13 protein-coding genes are annotated in these 15,197 nt (G+C 72.2%); 9 read left to right on the forward strand and 4 right to left on the reverse strand.

Features of this window, described 5'->3' with window-relative positions; all coding sequences use genetic code 11:
* Positions 1–207 precede the first annotated feature (207 nt).
* From ABZY11_RS35720 to ABZY11_RS35735, 4 genes are read left to right on the forward strand one after another with little or no spacing between them, the layout of a single operon-like run.
* Complete coding sequence (locus ABZY11_RS35720) at positions 208–1,515, forward strand: cytochrome P450 (RefSeq protein ID WP_356483162.1); 1,308 nt, start codon at positions 208–210, stop codon at positions 1,513–1,515.
* Between the two features lie 6 nt (positions 1,516–1,521).
* Complete coding sequence (locus ABZY11_RS35725; RefSeq protein WP_356483163.1) at positions 1,522–2,484, forward strand: ATP-binding cassette domain-containing protein; 963 nt, start codon at positions 1,522–1,524, stop codon at positions 2,482–2,484.
* A 13-nt stretch (positions 2,485–2,497) separates the two neighbouring features.
* Entirely contained in the window at positions 2,498–3,733 is a 1,236-nt protein-coding gene (locus tag ABZY11_RS35730) for a cytochrome P450 (RefSeq protein ID WP_356483164.1), read from the forward strand.
* The gene (locus ABZY11_RS35735; protein WP_356483165.1) at positions 3,730–4,266 is read left to right on the forward strand and encodes a YbaK/EbsC family protein; all 537 of its coding nucleotides are present in this window, start codon (positions 3,730–3,732) and stop codon (positions 4,264–4,266) included. Before ABZY11_RS35730 ends, ABZY11_RS35735 begins: the two co-directional genes overlap by 4 nt.
* An 18-nt stretch (positions 4,267–4,284) precedes the next feature.
* On the opposite strand, the gene ABZY11_RS35740 is transcribed toward ABZY11_RS35735, so the two are convergent.
* From ABZY11_RS35740 to ABZY11_RS35750, 3 genes are read right to left on the reverse strand one after another with little or no spacing between them, the layout of a single operon-like run.
* A complete protein-coding gene (locus tag ABZY11_RS35740; protein ID WP_356483166.1) occupies positions 4,285–4,944 on the reverse strand; it encodes a response regulator transcription factor in 660 nt (219 codons plus the stop codon).
* Complete coding sequence (locus ABZY11_RS35745; protein ID WP_356483167.1) at positions 4,941–6,146, reverse strand: histidine kinase; 1,206 nt, start codon at positions 6,144–6,146, stop codon at positions 4,941–4,943. The genes ABZY11_RS35740 and ABZY11_RS35745 overlap by 4 nt, the downstream gene beginning before the upstream one ends.
* A complete protein-coding gene (locus ABZY11_RS35750) occupies positions 6,134–7,141 on the reverse strand; it encodes a hypothetical protein (RefSeq protein WP_356483168.1) in 1,008 nt (335 codons plus the stop codon). Before ABZY11_RS35750 ends, ABZY11_RS35745 begins: the two co-directional genes overlap by 13 nt.
* 290 nt (positions 7,142–7,431) lie before the next feature.
* Here ABZY11_RS35750 and ABZY11_RS35755 point away from each other — a divergent pair, with 290 nt between their 5' ends.
* Genes ABZY11_RS35755 through ABZY11_RS35765 form a run of 3 tightly spaced genes read left to right on the forward strand, consistent with a single transcriptional unit; the run spans position 7,432 to position 11,021 of the window.
* Positions 7,432–8,502 (forward strand): methyltransferase, encoded by a 1,071-nt coding sequence (locus tag ABZY11_RS35755; RefSeq protein WP_356483169.1) that lies wholly within the window; start codon positions 7,432–7,434, stop codon positions 8,500–8,502.
* Positions 8,499–10,439 carry an AarF/UbiB family protein gene (locus ABZY11_RS35760; protein ID WP_356483170.1) on the forward strand — a complete coding sequence of 647 codons (1,941 nt, stop codon included), beginning with the start codon at positions 8,499–8,501 and terminating at the stop codon, positions 10,437–10,439. The genes ABZY11_RS35755 and ABZY11_RS35760 overlap by 4 nt, the downstream gene beginning before the upstream one ends.
* A gap of 54 nt (positions 10,440–10,493) precedes the next feature.
* Entirely contained in the window at positions 10,494–11,021 is a 528-nt protein-coding gene (locus ABZY11_RS35765) for a helix-turn-helix transcriptional regulator (protein ID WP_356483171.1), read from the forward strand.
* A 175-nt stretch (positions 11,022–11,196) separates the two neighbouring features.
* Here the strand turns inward: ABZY11_RS35765 and ABZY11_RS35770 are convergent, their stop codons facing one another.
* On the reverse strand, positions 11,197–13,356 hold the full coding sequence (locus tag ABZY11_RS35770; protein WP_356483172.1) for an MMPL family transporter: 2,160 nt from the start codon (positions 13,354–13,356) through the stop codon (positions 11,197–11,199).
* A gap of 292 nt (positions 13,357–13,648) precedes the next feature.
* Between ABZY11_RS35770 and ABZY11_RS35775 the strand changes: the two genes are divergently transcribed.
* Both ABZY11_RS35775 and ABZY11_RS35780 read left to right on the forward strand, forming a co-directional pair.
* Positions 13,649–14,671 carry a polyprenyl synthetase family protein gene (locus ABZY11_RS35775; RefSeq protein WP_356483173.1) on the forward strand — a complete coding sequence of 341 codons (1,023 nt, stop codon included), beginning with the start codon at positions 13,649–13,651 and terminating at the stop codon, positions 14,669–14,671.
* 29 nt (positions 14,672–14,700) lie between these two features.
* Positions 14,701–15,197, forward strand: a 497-nt coding sequence (locus ABZY11_RS35780) for a carboxyl transferase domain-containing protein (protein ID WP_356483174.1), incomplete at its 3' end; no start/stop codon positions are given.

Below are 15,197 nucleotides of genomic sequence, written 5' to 3' on the forward strand. Positions count from 1 at the left end.
GCTCCCTGCGCACCGCGTCCGCACCCTCGCTGCCCGTCGGACCGCCGATGGGCGGCGAGCCGTCGCCCGCCGCGCCGGGCGCGGCCGACCCGTCCGCCGCGGCCGACCCGTCCCTCCCCGACGACTCCGGCCACCTGTCCGCGAAAGGAGCGTGACCCCGACGTGTCCGAGACGAGCCCAGGGACGACTCCCGGGTCCACTCCCGAGATGACCTCCGGGACGGCCCCCGCGCCGCCCGCCGCCGGGCCCCGCGCCCCGCACCCCGACATGCCCACCGACATGCCCGACGAGCAGTCCCTGGTGTACGGCGAAGCCATGCTGGCCGACCCGCACGCCGTCTTCGCCCGGATGCGCGAGGAACGCCCGCTGCACCAGGACGTGATCCAGGGCGGCGGCAAGGTGTACGTGCCGACCCGCTACGAAGACGTACGGGCCCTGCTCGCCGAACCCCGGCTGCTGCGCAGCTTCGCCGTCGAGGACCCGGACGCGTTCCAGGGGCACATCGGCAACAGCGACCCGCCCCGGCATACCCGGCTGCGCAGGCTGACCGGCAAGGCCCTCACCCCCAAGCGGGTCGAGCGGCTGCGCCCCGCCGTGGAACGGCTGGCCGACAGCCTGCTCGACGGCCTGGCGGGCCGCGAACAGGCCGACATCGTGCAGGAGTTCACCCACCCGCTCGCCGCGCTGGCCGGCGCCGAACTCCTCGGCATCGACGCGGCGGACGCCGAGGAGTTCCGTACCTACTGGGACGACATGGCGGCCTTCCCCGACAGCACCGGGTTCCCCGCCTTCCAGGCGGCGACCGAAGGTCTCGGGAAGCTGTTCGCGCGGACCGTCGAGGCCCGGCGCACCACCCCGACGGACGACCTCGTCTCGGCCCTGGTGCACGCCCGCATCGGCGAGGACCGGCTCAGCGACGCCGAGCTGGAACAGACCGGCGTCTTCCTGGTGATCGCCTCCAACAAGACCGTCTCCGCCATGCTGGGCAACGCCGTACTCGCCCTGCTGGACCACCCCGCCCAGCTGACGCTCCTGCGCTCCCGCCCCGATCTGCTGCGCGGCGCCATCGAGGAGTGCCTGCGGTACGAGGCGCCGGTCGCCCTCACCAACCCGCTGCGCGCGGGCGAGGCGATGTGCGCACGGGGTCTGGACCTGGCCCCCGGCGACCTGGTGCAGCCCGCGCTCACCGCGGCCAACCGGGACCCGCGCCGCTTCCCGGACCCCGAGCGGCTCGACATCACCCGCCCGGTCGGCGGACATGTCTCCTTCGGGCACGGCATCCACATGTGCCTGGGCGCCCAGCTGTCCAGGATGACGGGCGAAGTGGCCCTCGGACGGCTGGTGGAACGCTTCCCGGAGCTCCGTCTCGCCCGCGGCGACCAGGACCGGGACGTCCGCTGGTCCCGCGAACACATCATGCGGCGGCTCACCTCGCTGCACGTCGGCCTCGGCGCGCCCGCGCCGGCCGGTGGCACCACCCCATCCGCGACATCCGCGACATCCGACGGGAGCTGAAGCGACGTGAACGCCGCCATCGAGGCGCACGGCCTACGCAAGCGCTACAAGGACCACGAGGCCCTGGCGGGCGTGGACCTGACGGTCGAGTCCGGCACCGTCTTCGGGCTGCTCGGCCCCAACGGCGCGGGCAAGACCACCGCCGTACGCATCCTCACCACCCTGCTGCGCCCCGACGAGGGCCGGGCGAGCGTCGCCGGGTTCGACGTGCTGAGCCAGGCCCAGGACGTACGCGCCCGGATCGGCCTGACCGGACAGTACGCCGCGGTCGACGAGCGGCTCACGGCCCGCGAGAACCTCGTCCTCGTCGGCCGGCTCTACCGGCTGGGCAAGCGGGTGACGGCCGCGCGGACGGAGGCCCTGCTGGAACGGTTCGAACTCACCGCCGCCGCCGACCGGCCGCTGCGCACCTACTCGGGCGGCATGCGGCGCCGCCTCGACCTCGCCGCGAGCCTGATCGGCGAGCCGCCGCTGCTCTTCCTCGACGAGCCGACCACCGGCCTCGACCCCAGCAGTCGGCTGGCCCTGTGGGACATGATCCGCGAACAGGTCGCCGCCGGGGTGACGATCCTGCTCACCACGCAGTACCTCGACGAGGCCGACCAGCTCGCCGGCCGCATCGCCGTCCTCGACCAGGGCCGGGTGATCGCCGACGGCACCCCCGACCAGCTGAAGCGCAAGGTCGGCGGCGAGTGGCTCGAAGTGACCGTGATCGAGCCCGCCGAGGCCGAGAACGCGATCCGCGCGCTCTCCGCGGTCGTCGGCGGGGAGCCGACGCTGAGCGAGGACGGCCTGAAGGTCTCCGCGCCGGTCGCCGACGGCATGCGCACCATCGCCGCCATCGCGGAACGGCTGGACTCCGCGGGTGTCGACGTCGTCGACTTCGCACTGCGCCGGCCCTCGCTCGACGACGTGTTCCTCACCCTGATCGGCAAGACCGCTGCGGTGCGCGAACCGCAGCCGGCGTGAACGGGAGAACGGCATGGCACTGGACATGGAGCAGCTGAAACCCGATGAGAGCGGGGCGCGTTCGGCGGAGAGCCTGATCAACCAGGACTTCGTACGGGACCCCCACCCCACCTACGCGTGGATGCGGGAGGAGGGCCCCGTCAAGCTCCGGCAGCAGAGCGGCTCGGTGCTGTGGATGCTCACCCGGTACGAGGACGCCCGCGCGGCCCTCGCCGAGCCGAAACTGCACAAGGACCCGCGCGGCTTCCCCAACCCGGCGGGCGGTACCGGCATGGGGCCGGAGGAGCCCGGCATGGAGCTGCTGTCACGGCACATGCTCAACAGCGACCCGCCGGACCACACCCGGCTGCGCAAGCTCACGACCAAGGCGTTCACCGCCCGCCCGACGGAGATGTTCCGGCCCAGGATCGAGGAGCTCGCCTCGGGGCTGCTGGACGGCTTCGAGGCGGGCGCGAAGATCGACATCGTGGACGACTACGCGATGCCGCTCTCCACCCGGGTGATCTGCGAACTCATCGGCATCCCGGCCGCGGACGGCGAGGTCTTCCGCGACTGGTACACCACCATGACCGGGATCCACGCACCCGAGCAGGTCGCCGAGGCCCGGCAGTCGCTGATCAGCTACCTGGGCGCACTGATCGCCGACAAGCGGTCCCACCCGGCCGACGACCTGATCAGCAATCTGCTCCAGGCCCGCGACGCCGACGACCTGCTGACCGAGACCGAGGTCATGTCGATGGTGTTCCTGCTGCTGGGAGCGGGCCACGAGACCGCGATCAGCTTCATGGGCACCGCGATGCTCTCCCTGCTCTCCGAACCGGACCAACTGGCCGCGCTCCAGAACGATCTGTCCCTGCTGCCCGGCGCCGTCGAGGAACTGCTGCGCTTCGAGAGCCCGATCAACGTGGCGACGTTCCGCTACGCGGTCGAGCCCGTGGAGATCGGCGGGGTGACCATCCCGGCCGGCGACTCGGTGTTCGTCTCCATCGGCGCGCTCAACCGGGACCCTTCCCGGTTCGAGGAGCCCGACCGGCTGGAGATCACCCGCCCGGCCACCGGCCACCTGGCCTTCGGCCACGGGCTCCACCACTGTCTGGGCGCACCGCTGGCCCGGGTCGAGGGCGCGGTCGCCATCGGCCAGTTGATCACCAGGTTCCCGAAGCTGTCGCTCGCCGTCGGACGCGAGGACCTCCGCTGGAGGTTCAGCCTGATGCTGCGCTGCCTGGAATCCCTGCCGGTCGTGCTGTGACCGAGCGGCTCCGGACGCCCGAGCCACAGCTCGCGGGGCGGCCGCAGAGCGCCGGGGACGCGACGTACCACCGGCTGATGTCGATGCTCGCCCGGTCCTCCGCGGACTACCGGATCATCGACCATCCGCCGGAGGGCCGGACCGACCTGGCCAGTGAACTGCGCGGCCACCGGCTGGAGATGGCCGCCAAGTGCATGGTGGTCCGGGTACGCATGAGCCGCGGCGAGGACCACCATGTCCTCGCCGTGGTCCCCGGCCACCGCCGGGTGGACCTGCGCAGGATCAAGAAGCTGTACGGGGGCAGCGACGCCACGCTCGGCGACCGGGACGAGGCGGAGCGCCTCACCGGCTGCCGGAGCGGCTGCATCATCCCGTTCTCCTTCGACGAGGCGCTTCCGCTGGTGGCCGACGCCGGTCTGCTGACGCACGAGGAGATCTACTTCAACGCGGCCCGGCTCGACCGGTCGATCGCCCTGCGGACCACGCACTACGTGACCCTGGGCCGGCCGCGCGTGGCCACCGTCGCCAAGTGACCGTTCGTCCGCGGCCGTTCACCGGCCGGGACGCACCAGCCGGTGCTCGTACGCGAAGATCACCACATGGACCCGGTCGCGCATGCCGAGCTTCGAGAGCAGCCGCCCGACATGGGTCTTCACCGTGCCCTCGGAGAGGAAGAGCTCCTTCGCGATGGCCGCGTTGGAGGCCCCGCGGGCGATCAGCAGCAGCACCTCGCGCTCGCGGTCGGTGAGCGAGGCCAGCGGGTCGGGCCCGGACCCCGGCGTCGGCAGGTCCGGGGCCACCTCGGCCAGCAGCCGCCGGGTGGTGGTCGGCGAGATCACCGCGTCGCCGCGGTGCACGGTACGGATCGCGGACAGCAGGTCCTCGGCCGGTGCGTCCTTGACCAGGAATCCGCTCGCCCCGGCCTGCAGCGCGGCGAAGGCGTGCTCGTCGACGTCGAACGTGGTCAGCACGATGACCTTCGGCGGGTCGGGCCTCGTCAGCAGCCGCCGGGTCGCCTCCACCCCGTCCATCCGGGGCATCCGCACATCCATCAGCACGACATCGGCGGCCGTGACCTCCAGCCGCTCCAGGGCCTCGGCCCCGTCACCGGCCTCACCGACGACCGTCATGTCGTCCTGGGCCTCGACGACCATGACGAAACCGGCCCGCACCATCGCCTGGTCGTCGACGAAGAACACCCGGATCGTCATGCGGGCTCCCGCTCGTCCCCCGCGAGCGCGGTCCGGTACGGCAGCCGGGCGCTGACCAGGAAGCCGCCGCCCGGGGCCGCGCCCGTGGTGACGGACCCGCCCGCGACGGCCATCCGCTCCCGCATGCCGACCAGCCCGTGGCCCGCCCCGTCGCTCGGCCCGGGACCGTTCCCGTTGTCGCGCACCTCGATCTCCACCCTGTCGTCCGACCACTGGAACCGTATCCCGCAACGGGCCCCGGCACCGGCGTGTTTGAGAGTGTTCGTCAGGGCTTCCTGGACCAGCCGGTAGGCGGCCAGTTCGGCGGCGGGCGAGAGCCGGCCGGGCGTGCCGGTCTCGGCGAAGTCGATGTGCAGGCCCGATCCGCGTACCCGGTCCAGCAGTTCGGGCAGGAGCGAGAGATCGGGCTGCGGTCCGAAGCCGTCGGCGCCGTCGCCGCTGCGCAGTATCCCCAGCAGCCCGCGCATGTCCGTCAGCGCCTGACGCCCCGCCTCCTCGACGGTCAGCAGGACCTCGGCGGCCCGCTCCGGGCGGGCGCGCGCCGCGTAACGGCCGCCCTGCGCCTGGCTGACGATGACGGAGAGGGAGTGCGCGACGAGATCGTGCATCTCCCGGGCGATCCTGGCGCGTTCGTCCAGGGCGGCCCGGTGGGCCCGCTCCTCGCGCTCGGCCTCGGCGCGCGCCGCCCGGTGCTCCAGCTCGCCCACGTACGCCAGCTGGATCCGGCGGAACAGGCCGAGGCTGAAGGCCACCAGCACGATCGCCACCAGAAAGCCGAACAGGAACGCCGGGGGCAGCTGCATCCGCGCGGACAGGGCGGCCCGCACCGCGACCGCGCCCGCGCCCACCGTGCCCACCACCAGCGCCGCCTGCGGCGCCCGCCGGCCGCCGTGCGCGCAGTACGCGAACAGCGACAGGGGGAAGGCGAGCAGCGAGGGCAGCAGCGGGAAACCGCCGGGCAGCACGGCGGCCTGGGCGGCGCAGGCCACGCTCGTCACCACGAACGACGGCAGGGGCGCGGAGCGCCGCCAGGCTCCCGCCGCGTGGCCGACGACCACCGCGGGCGCGAGCAGCAGGGCCCACGCCCCCGGCAGTGCCAGCCACAGCAGCAGCAGGGTCCAGCCGCCGACGGGGACGGCGACGGCCAGCGTGATCAGTACGTCCGCCCTCGCCGGGCGGTCCGCCCGGGTCAGTCGCCGCACAGTCGGCAGACGGCTCGGGTGCGACGCTGATACGTACGGGTCGCGCCGAGCAGCGCGAGTCCGAACAGGGCCCAGCCGCCGTACACCGCCAGGATCACCCAGGAGTTGGCGCTGCCCGAGTCGAAGGGCAGGTCCGGGCCGCCGAACAGATGGTTGACCGAGGCGAACACCGGGATCAGACCCTGGAGCAGCAGGGCGGCGGACAGCCCCCAGCCGCACGAGACGAGCAGCATCCGGGGCACCCGCCGCCGGGCCAGGAACGGCACCCAGAACGGATAGACGAGGCCCCACGAACTCACCAGGGCCAGGGACAGCACCCCGCCCCCGACCAGCAGCATGGTCTCCATGACCGGGAATCCCTCGGTGTAGTTGTCGGGCCGGCCGATGCCGCCCCCTGCCCACCAGTAATACTTCACCGCCGGGTAGACGAAGGCCAGCGCGAACGCCGTGTAGCCCAGCCAGGCGGCCGGCCGGTCCCGTTCACCGGGCCGCAGACCGCACAGATCGCAGCCGTCCCCGGTGCGCCGCTGGAAGGCGAGTGTGGCACGGGCCAGCAGCAGGGTCGCGGCGAAGGCGACGGCGCGGGTGAGGAAGCCGGGCCAGTCGACCGTGGCGAAGTCCCCGGCGGGAATCCCGGTGACCCAGAAGAACGAGCGGAACGCGTCGAAGATGATGCCGACCGCGGACCACAGCAGCAGGACGCAGGCGACCCAGCCGGTGAACAGCAGCGCGCTACGGGCCGGGCCCCGGACCGCCCGCTCGGAAGCGGCGGCGAGCACCGCGGCGACACCGGTCACGGCACCCGCCCAGGCGGCCCACGAGGGCACGATGCCCAGCGAGCTGATGTAGTCCGCCGCGCCCGGCAGATGCGGCTCCGCGGCCTTCGTCACGAGCACCCCCGCGAGCGTCGCCAGGACCGGCCACAGCCGTGCGCGCCGGGGGGCGGCGGCCTGCGGCGCCGCCCTCTCGGTCAGTGGAATGACGCCCTCGGGCATCTCGGACTCCTCTCCCAGCAGTGCTGCGACCCGACTCTGCGGCGCATGCGGTCGTCCACCACCGTGGCAGCCGGGGCACGGGCGCCGCGTCTGCCTCAGGTCTTGAGCGGATGTGACCTGCGGATGATTACCCGGGTAGGGGTGGTGCTCCGTATGGTCGTTGCCGGTACCGGCAATCCGTCCGGTCACCGGCTCCCCCCTGGCTAGCGTGCGGACTCCAACTGCACACGGCCCGCGGCGTCTTCGGAGCCGGAAGCGGCCACCGTCCATCAGCGTCAAGGAGCCGATCCATGTCCCGAACGACCGATCAGGCTGATCAGGCCCCCGATGCCAACGCCGCCTACGCGGCGCCGGCCCACGACCCCGTGGCCGAGCGCTTCATGGCGATGGCCGATGTGATCACCCCGAACGCCATCCGGGTCGCCGCCACCCTCGGCATCGCCGATCTCGTCCGCAAGGGCGTGAACCGGCTGGACGACCTGGCCACGCACACCTCCACGGACCGCGACGCGCTCGGCGAGATGATGCGCCACCTGACCGTCCAGGGCCTGTTCGAGCAGCCCGAACCGGACGTCTACGCGCCGACCGAACTCTCCCGCTGGATCCAGAGCGACCACCCCGTCGGGATGCGCGAGTTCCTCGACCTGGACACCCCGATGGGCCGCCCGCAACGCGCCTTCGCCAGCCTGCTGCACTCCGTCCGCACCGGCGGACCCGCCTACGCCGAGGTGTACGGCAGGACCTACTGGGAGGACCTGGACGCCCACCCCGGGCTGAGCCGGGCGTTCAACGCCAAGATGGCCAAGCAGGTCTCGGAGATCGCCGCGGACGTCGCCAAGACCTACGAGTGGGACCGGGTCGGCCATGTCGTCGACGTCGGCGGCGGCACCGGCACCCTGCTGGCCGAGGTGCTCGCCGCGCACCCCGCGCTGCGCTCGACCCTCGTCGACCTGCCCGCCGCGTCCGGCGGCGCCGCGAAGCTGCTGACCGACGCGGGGGTCGCCGGCCGCTGCGAGATCAAGCCCGGCAGCTTCTTCGAGCCGCTGCCCGCGGGCGCCGACGTGTACGTACTGTCGACGATCCTGCACGACTGGAGCGACGAGGCCTCCCGCAAGATCCTGCACCGCTGTGCCGAGGCCGCGGGCGAGCACGGCCGGGTCCTCGTCGTGGAGCATGTGATCCAGCCGGAGATCCGGCAGGGGATCTCCACGCTGAACCTGATCCTGCTGGCCACGCTCGGCGGCAAGGAACGCTCGCTGGACGAGTACGGGGAGCTCGCGGCCTCCGCCGGCCTGCACGTCCTGCGGACCCTGCCGTTGCCCTCCGGCCGCTCGCTGGTGGAGCTCGGCCGCCGCCCGTGAACGATCTGGTGTTCGCGCTGGCCGGGACCGTCGGGGTGGTGACGCTGGCGATCGGCATGGCCGTCGGCGCACGCCGCCTCCTCGGCCTGCGCGTCGGCACCCTGCGCATGGTCCTGGCCTCCCTGGTCGGCTTCGCCACCGCCGTGTTCTTCGGCAACATGGTCCAGCCGCCGATGGAGCGGGGAGTGCTCGCCACCGTCATGGTGGGCATCTCCGTCTTCGTCACGATGGCGTTCCTGGTCCTCGCCGACGTCGTGATGCCGGACCGTTCGCGGCCGGTGGCCTGGACCCGCAGACTGCGCAGACGCATCATGCGGACCCACCGCTACGCGCAGATCGGGGTGATCCTGGCCCGGCACGGCCTGGCCCCCTTCCTGCGGCGCAAGGACCGGAACCGGGCGGGCCGGCTCGCCTCCCACCGGCTCGCCCGGTCCCTGCGCCTGGCCATCGAGGACGGCGGGGTCACCTTCGTCAAACTCGGGCAGCTCATGTCGACCCGTCCGGACGCGATCCCGCGGGAGTTCACCGAGGAACTGAGCAGACTGCAGTGCCAGGTGCCGCCCTCGCCCTGGCCGGAGGTCCGCCGGGTGCTGACCGACGAACTCGGCGACCTGGTGGACTCGGAGTTCGCCGAGTTCGACCCGGAGCCGCTGGCCGCCGGATCGATCGCCCAGGTGCACGAGGCCCGGCTGCGCTCCGGCGCCAAGGTCGTCATCAAGATCCAGCGGCCCGGCATCCGCCAGATCGTCGAGCGCGACCTGGACATCATGAGCCGGATCGCGGCCGTGCTGGAGGACCGGGCCGACTGGGCGCGGGCCATCGGCACCGTCACCCTGGCCGCCGGGTTCGCCACCGCGCTGCGCGAAGAGCTCGACTTCCAGGTCGAGTTGCGCAACATGAGGGCCATCGGAGCGGCCGCGGCCGAGGCCGGCGACGAGGTGTTCGTACCCGATCTGCACGAGAAGCTGTGCACGAAGCGGGTGCTCGTCATGGAGTGGCTGGACGGCGTCCCGCTCGGCGAGGCGGGACCCGTCATCGAACGGGACGGACTGGACCGCGAGAAGCTCGCCGCCGTCCTGCTCGACTGCATGATGCGCCAGATCATGATGCACGGCGTCTTCCACTGCGACCCGCACCCCGGCAACGTACTGCTGCTCGGGGACGGCCGGCTGGCCCTGCTGGACTTCGGTGTGGTGGGCCGGCTGGACGCCAAGGCCCGGGGCGCGCTGCGCGATCTGCTGCTCGCCATCAAGCGGGAGGACCGGGAGGCGCTCCGCGACGCGCTGCTGGACCTCGTCGTACGCCACGACGACCTGGACGAGCAGGAACTGGAGCGCGAACTCGGCGAGTTCGTCGCCCTGTTCCTCACCGCGGGCTCCACACCCGACCTGGAGATGTTCGCGGGGCTGTTCCGGCTGATCGCCTCGCACGGACTGTCGGTGCCGCCGCAGGTCGCCGGGGTGTTCCGGATGCTCGCCACGCTGCACGGCACCCTGATGCAGCTGGCACCGGGCTTCGACATCGTCGCCGAATCGCGCGAACTGGTCGCCGGTTACTACACCGAGCGCCTGCAGCCCTCCTCGCTGCGCGCCTCCGCGGGCGAGAACCTGCTCAGCCTGATCTCCATGCTCGGCAAGGTGCCCAGACGCCTGGACCGGATCACCGGCGCCCTGGAACAGGGGCGGCTGGGCGTCACCGTCCGGCTCGGCGCCCGCGAACGGGACCGCAGACTCGTCACCGGACTGGTGCATCTGACCCTGCTCACGGTGCTCGCCGCGGCCTTCGGGATCATGGCCGTCCTCCTGCTCGGCACCCGCAGCGGCCCGCTCATCACGCCCACGCTGAGCCTGCTGCACGTCTTCGGCTACAACCTGCTGGTCGTCAGCTCCGTGCTGGGCCTGCGCGTTCTCGTCCGGGTGTTCCGGGGCGAGCCCTGATGTACGTACCGCCGTCACCGCGAATCGAAGCGAACCACTGACTGGAGGCGTCCCATGAAGTCGACCGACCGCAAGCGCTGGGGAGTTCCCGGCGGCCCCGATCTCCTGGACCTGGTGCCGGACCTGCTGGACCAGTTCGTGGGCGGTGCGTACGCGCCCCACGGCCAGGGGATGCGCGGCACCGTACTGCTGCTGCTCGCCGAGGCGCCGCACACCGGGGCCGCGCTGATCGAGGAGATCGCCCGGCGCCGCCCCGGCACCGGGCGGCCCGCCGCCGACGAGGTGTACCCGCTGCTGCAACAGCTCGCCGACGAGGGCCTGGTGACCTCCGACGCCCAGGACGGCCCGCGCACGTACACCCTCACCGAGAAGGGCCGCGAGGCCGTCCCGGAGGGGGGCTTCGACCGTGCCCGGCGAACCGGACCGGGCGCCCGGACCATGGAGGCGCACCGGCTGATGGGCGACGTCGTCATGGCCGCGGGACGGCTGGCGTGGTCGGGCGACGAACAGAAGATGGAGCGCGCGTCCGAGGTGCTCGCCGACACGCGCCGGAAGCTGTACGCACTGCTCGCCGAGGACTGACCGAAGCCGGTCCGGCCCACGGACCGCAGCGGCCGGAGCACGGGCGAACCGCCCCGCGCTCCGGCCGCTTCGCGCTGTTTGGGGGTACGGGAAGGGCCCGCCCCGGCCGGGTGTCCGGCGCGGGAGCGGGCCCTGTGTCGCGTACGGCGGCGGCCGCCGCTCGTCGGGTGTCCGGTCAGCCGGACGTACCGACCGACTCCTTCTCAAGGGGCGTACCGCGGTCCGGTGCGGCGGCCGGACCGGACCCGTCCCGGCCGCCCGGCCACCAGGCCCGGCGCCCCAGCAGGGTGGTGACCGCGGGCACCAGCAGCATCGCCATGACGAACGCGGTGAGCAGGATGCCGAAGGCGACGGCGAAGCCCATCTGCTGGAGCATGGTGTTCTCGGCCAGGAGCAGCACACCGAAGGTGCCCGCCAGGATCACGGCGGCGGCCCCGATCGTCGACGCGGAGCTGACGATCGCGTGCCGGGTGGCCTCGGCCGGATCGACACCCCGGCCGACCTCCTCGCGCAGCCGGGCGATCATGAGGATGTTGTAGTCCGTACCGATCGCCACCACGAACAGGTACAGGATCACCGGCAGGGTGAACAGCAGCCCGCTCTCGCCCTTGAGGTCCTGGAAGAGCCACACGGTGGACCCCAGCGTCGCCCCGAAGCCCAGACCGACGGCGAGCATCAGGTACCAGGGAGCCACGACGCTGCGCAGCAGCAGCCCGAGGATGACCATGATGGCCAGCCCGGCCGCCGGGAAGACCAGCGAGTAGTCGTGGTTGACCGCGGCCTGGACATCGGCCATCACCCCGCTGGTGCCGCCGACCAGTGCCTCGGTGCCGTCGGGTGCCGCGGCGTGCGCGGCGTCCCGCAGCGGTCCGGAGACCAGCTCGATGGCCTGGTCGCCGGTGGGCCGGTAGTCGATCATCACGGCGATCTGGGCGACGTCGCCGCCGGGGCTCGTCACGGCGGGGGCGACCGTACCGACACCGTCGACGGCGGCCAGTTCCTTGCCGTACGCGCCGAGTGCGGCCTGGTCCAGCTTGCCGCCGTCCTCCGTGTGGACCAGCACCCACACGGGGTCGGTCTGGCCGGCGGCGAAGCCGCGCTGGAGATCCTCCATCGCCTGGACGGACTCCAGCTCCTTCGGCAGCGAACTCCCGCTGTCGAAGATCGGGTTGAAGCTGAGCGCGCCCACCGCGAGGACCGCGAGCAGCCCGGCCGAGCCGGCCGCGACCCAGCCGGGACGGCGTCCGATGAGCGTGCCGACGCGCTCCGAGAGCCGGTGCTCCGGCTGCTTGCGCCAGGCCTTGGACGGCCAGAACACCTTGGAACCGAGGAGCGAGAAGACCGCCGGCACCAGGGTCAGCGCCGCCACGAGGGTCACGCCCACCGAGATGGCCAGGGCGGGGCCCATGGCGCGGAACATGCCCAGGCTGGACAGCAGCAGGGCGAGGAAGGCGACGATCACGGCGCCCGCGGCGGAGGCGATGGTCTCGCCGACCTTGCCGACCGCGTCGGCCATGGCCTGCTTGGGCGCCTGGCCGGTGCGCAGATGCTCCCGGTAGCGGAAGAGCAGGAACAGGATGTAGTCGGTGCCGACGCCGAACAGCACCACGATCAGGATGGACGAGATCGACGCGTCGGTCTTGAGGCCGCCGAGTTCGGACACGGTGGCGATCAGTCCGTTGGCGACCACGAAGACCACCGAGATCACCAGCAGCGGCAGGAACGCGATCAGCGGGCTGCGGAAGATGACGAGCAGCAGCACCACGATGAGGGCCATCGTGGCCATCATGATCATGGCATCGGTGTTGCCGGAGGAGTGCATGGTGTCCACCGCGGTGGCCGTCTGGCCGGTGATGCCCATGCTCAGCGAGGTGGACTTGAGCAGCGGCTTGACCCGCTCGCGCAGTTCCTCGACCGACTTCATCAGGTCCGCGTCGTAGGGGTCCTTCGAGGTAGCCAGGATATTGGCCAGCGCGATCTTCCCGTTGGCGGAGACGGACTGCGGGTTGGTCTCCACCCGCTTGATCTTCTTCAGCCCCGCCTTGTCCAGACCGGCGACGACCTCGGCCACGTCGGCCTTGTCGGCGGCGGTCAGAGTGGCCTTGTCCTTGCGCTGGAAGACCGCGACGGAGGCGGGCTGCTCCTGCTGCGGGAAGGCGCGTTCCTGCACCTTTCCGACCTGTACCGACTCGTAGTGCGACGGCAGGAAGTCGGCCTGGTCCTGGGTCGGCTTCAGCTGGGGAGCGAGGGATACCAGGGCGACTGCCGCAATGACCCAGGCGAGAATGGTCAGCCAGGGATGCTTGACGGCGGACTGCCCGATCCTTCCGAACATGAGACTCCTTCGGTGCGTCTTTCCAGGGGGCACCTGATTCTCGGGGCGGGAACTTCCCCGCCCCGTACCGCGCGAGGGATGTGGCAGCAACCTGCCGTGCGCCGCGGGAGTGGAGGTGCGGGGCACCCGCGCACCCCCGTCGCGGACCGGGCTGGCAGGAAGATGACACCGGGGGCATCAAGCGGCCAGCGATGTTGCCGGGCCCGGAGAGCGGACCGGATCCTCGGACGATGAATCCGTACCCCTGCGCGAACCGAACCGCCGCCGGCCACCCGGTGGACGCGGTGAGAGCATGACCGTCGCGGCGCCGGCGGGATCCGGACTGCTCGCCCATGTGGCCGTGGGCGAGCCGGAGTTCGAGAACCGGATCACCGAGTCGCTGCTCGCCGTGGAGAAGCGGCTGCTGGACTGCGTGGCGAGTGCCCCGGACCCGAGGGTCGCCGAACTCACGGGCCATCTCGCCGCGGCGGGCGGCAAGCGGCTGCGGCCGCTGCTGGTGCTGCTCGGCGCCGAGTTCGGCGAGCCGTTCCGCGACGGGGTGACCGAGGCGGCCGTCATCGCCGAAATCGTCCACATCTCCTCGCTCTACCACGACGACGTGATGGACGGGGCGACGATGCGGCACGGCGTGCCCAGCGTCAACGCACGCTGGGGCGAGCGGCTCGCGGTGGCCGGCGGGAACTGGCTGCTCGCCCGTGCGGCGCAGCTCGCCTCCCGGCTGGGCGCGCAGGCCGTGCGCTTCAACGCGGAGGTCGCGAGCAGACTGGTCGCGGGGCAGCTGGGGGAGTTGACGGGGCCGGCCCCGGACGAGGACCCCGTCGAGCACTTCTTCCAGGTGACCGAGGGCAAGACCGCCGCGCTGTTCTCCATGTCGACGGCGATCGGCGCACTCCAGGCCGGAGCCCCGGCCGGGTGCCAGGACGCCCTCACGGAGTACGGGAACCAGCTCGGCGTCGCGTTCCAGATATCCGACGACCTGCTCGACCTGGCCGCCCCCGCCGCACTCACCGGCAAGGAGCAGGGCAAGGACCTCTGGGCCGGTGTGGCCAGCCTGCCGGTCCTCCTCGCCCAGGAGGACACGAGCCCGGGGGGCGCCGAACTGCGGGCGCTGCTGGCGGACGGCCCGGTCGAGGGGGCCGAGGCCAGGCGCCGGGCGCTGGAACTCTTCCGGGCCTCTCCCGCGCCCGCCCGGGCGCAGGCCCATCTGTACCGGCGGCTGGACCGGGCCAGGGCGGCGCTGGAGCTGCTGCCGCCGTGCCCGGCCCGCCGGGTGCTCGACGCGCTGTGCGGCTACGTGGCCCTGCGCACCGGCTGAACAAGGCAGAGACGACAAAGGAGTTGGTCATGCCGCAGGACACCGCTGCCCGCACGGACCGCATCGGCGAACTCGCCGCCATCCGTGACGAGGTGCTCCGGGGGCCCGTCCGGGCGACCGAGGCGCAGCACGCCAAGGGCAAGTTGACGGCGCGTGAGCGCATCGCGCTGCTCCTCGACGAGGGTTCGTTCAGGGAGGTCGAGCAGCTGCGTCGGCACCGGGCGACGGGGTTCGGTCTGGAGGAGAAGAAGCCGTACACCGATGGTGTGATCACCGGCTGGGGTCTCGTGGACGGCCGGACCGTTTTCGTGTACGCGCACGATTTCCGGATCTTCGGGGGTGCGCTGGGCGAGGCCCATGCCACGAAGATCCACAAGATCATGGACATGGCCATTGCGGCGGGTGCGCCGCTGGTGTCGCTGAACGACGGTGCGGGCGCCCGTATCCAGGAGGGTGTGAGCGCGCTCGCGGGGTACGGCGGGATCTTCCAGCGCAACACGCGGGCCTCGGGTGTCATCCCGCAGAT

Origin of the sequence: Streptomyces sp. NPDC006510, assembly GCF_040611955.1 — a bacterium.
Taxonomy (GTDB): Bacteria; Actinomycetota; Actinomycetes; order Streptomycetales; family Streptomycetaceae; genus Streptomyces.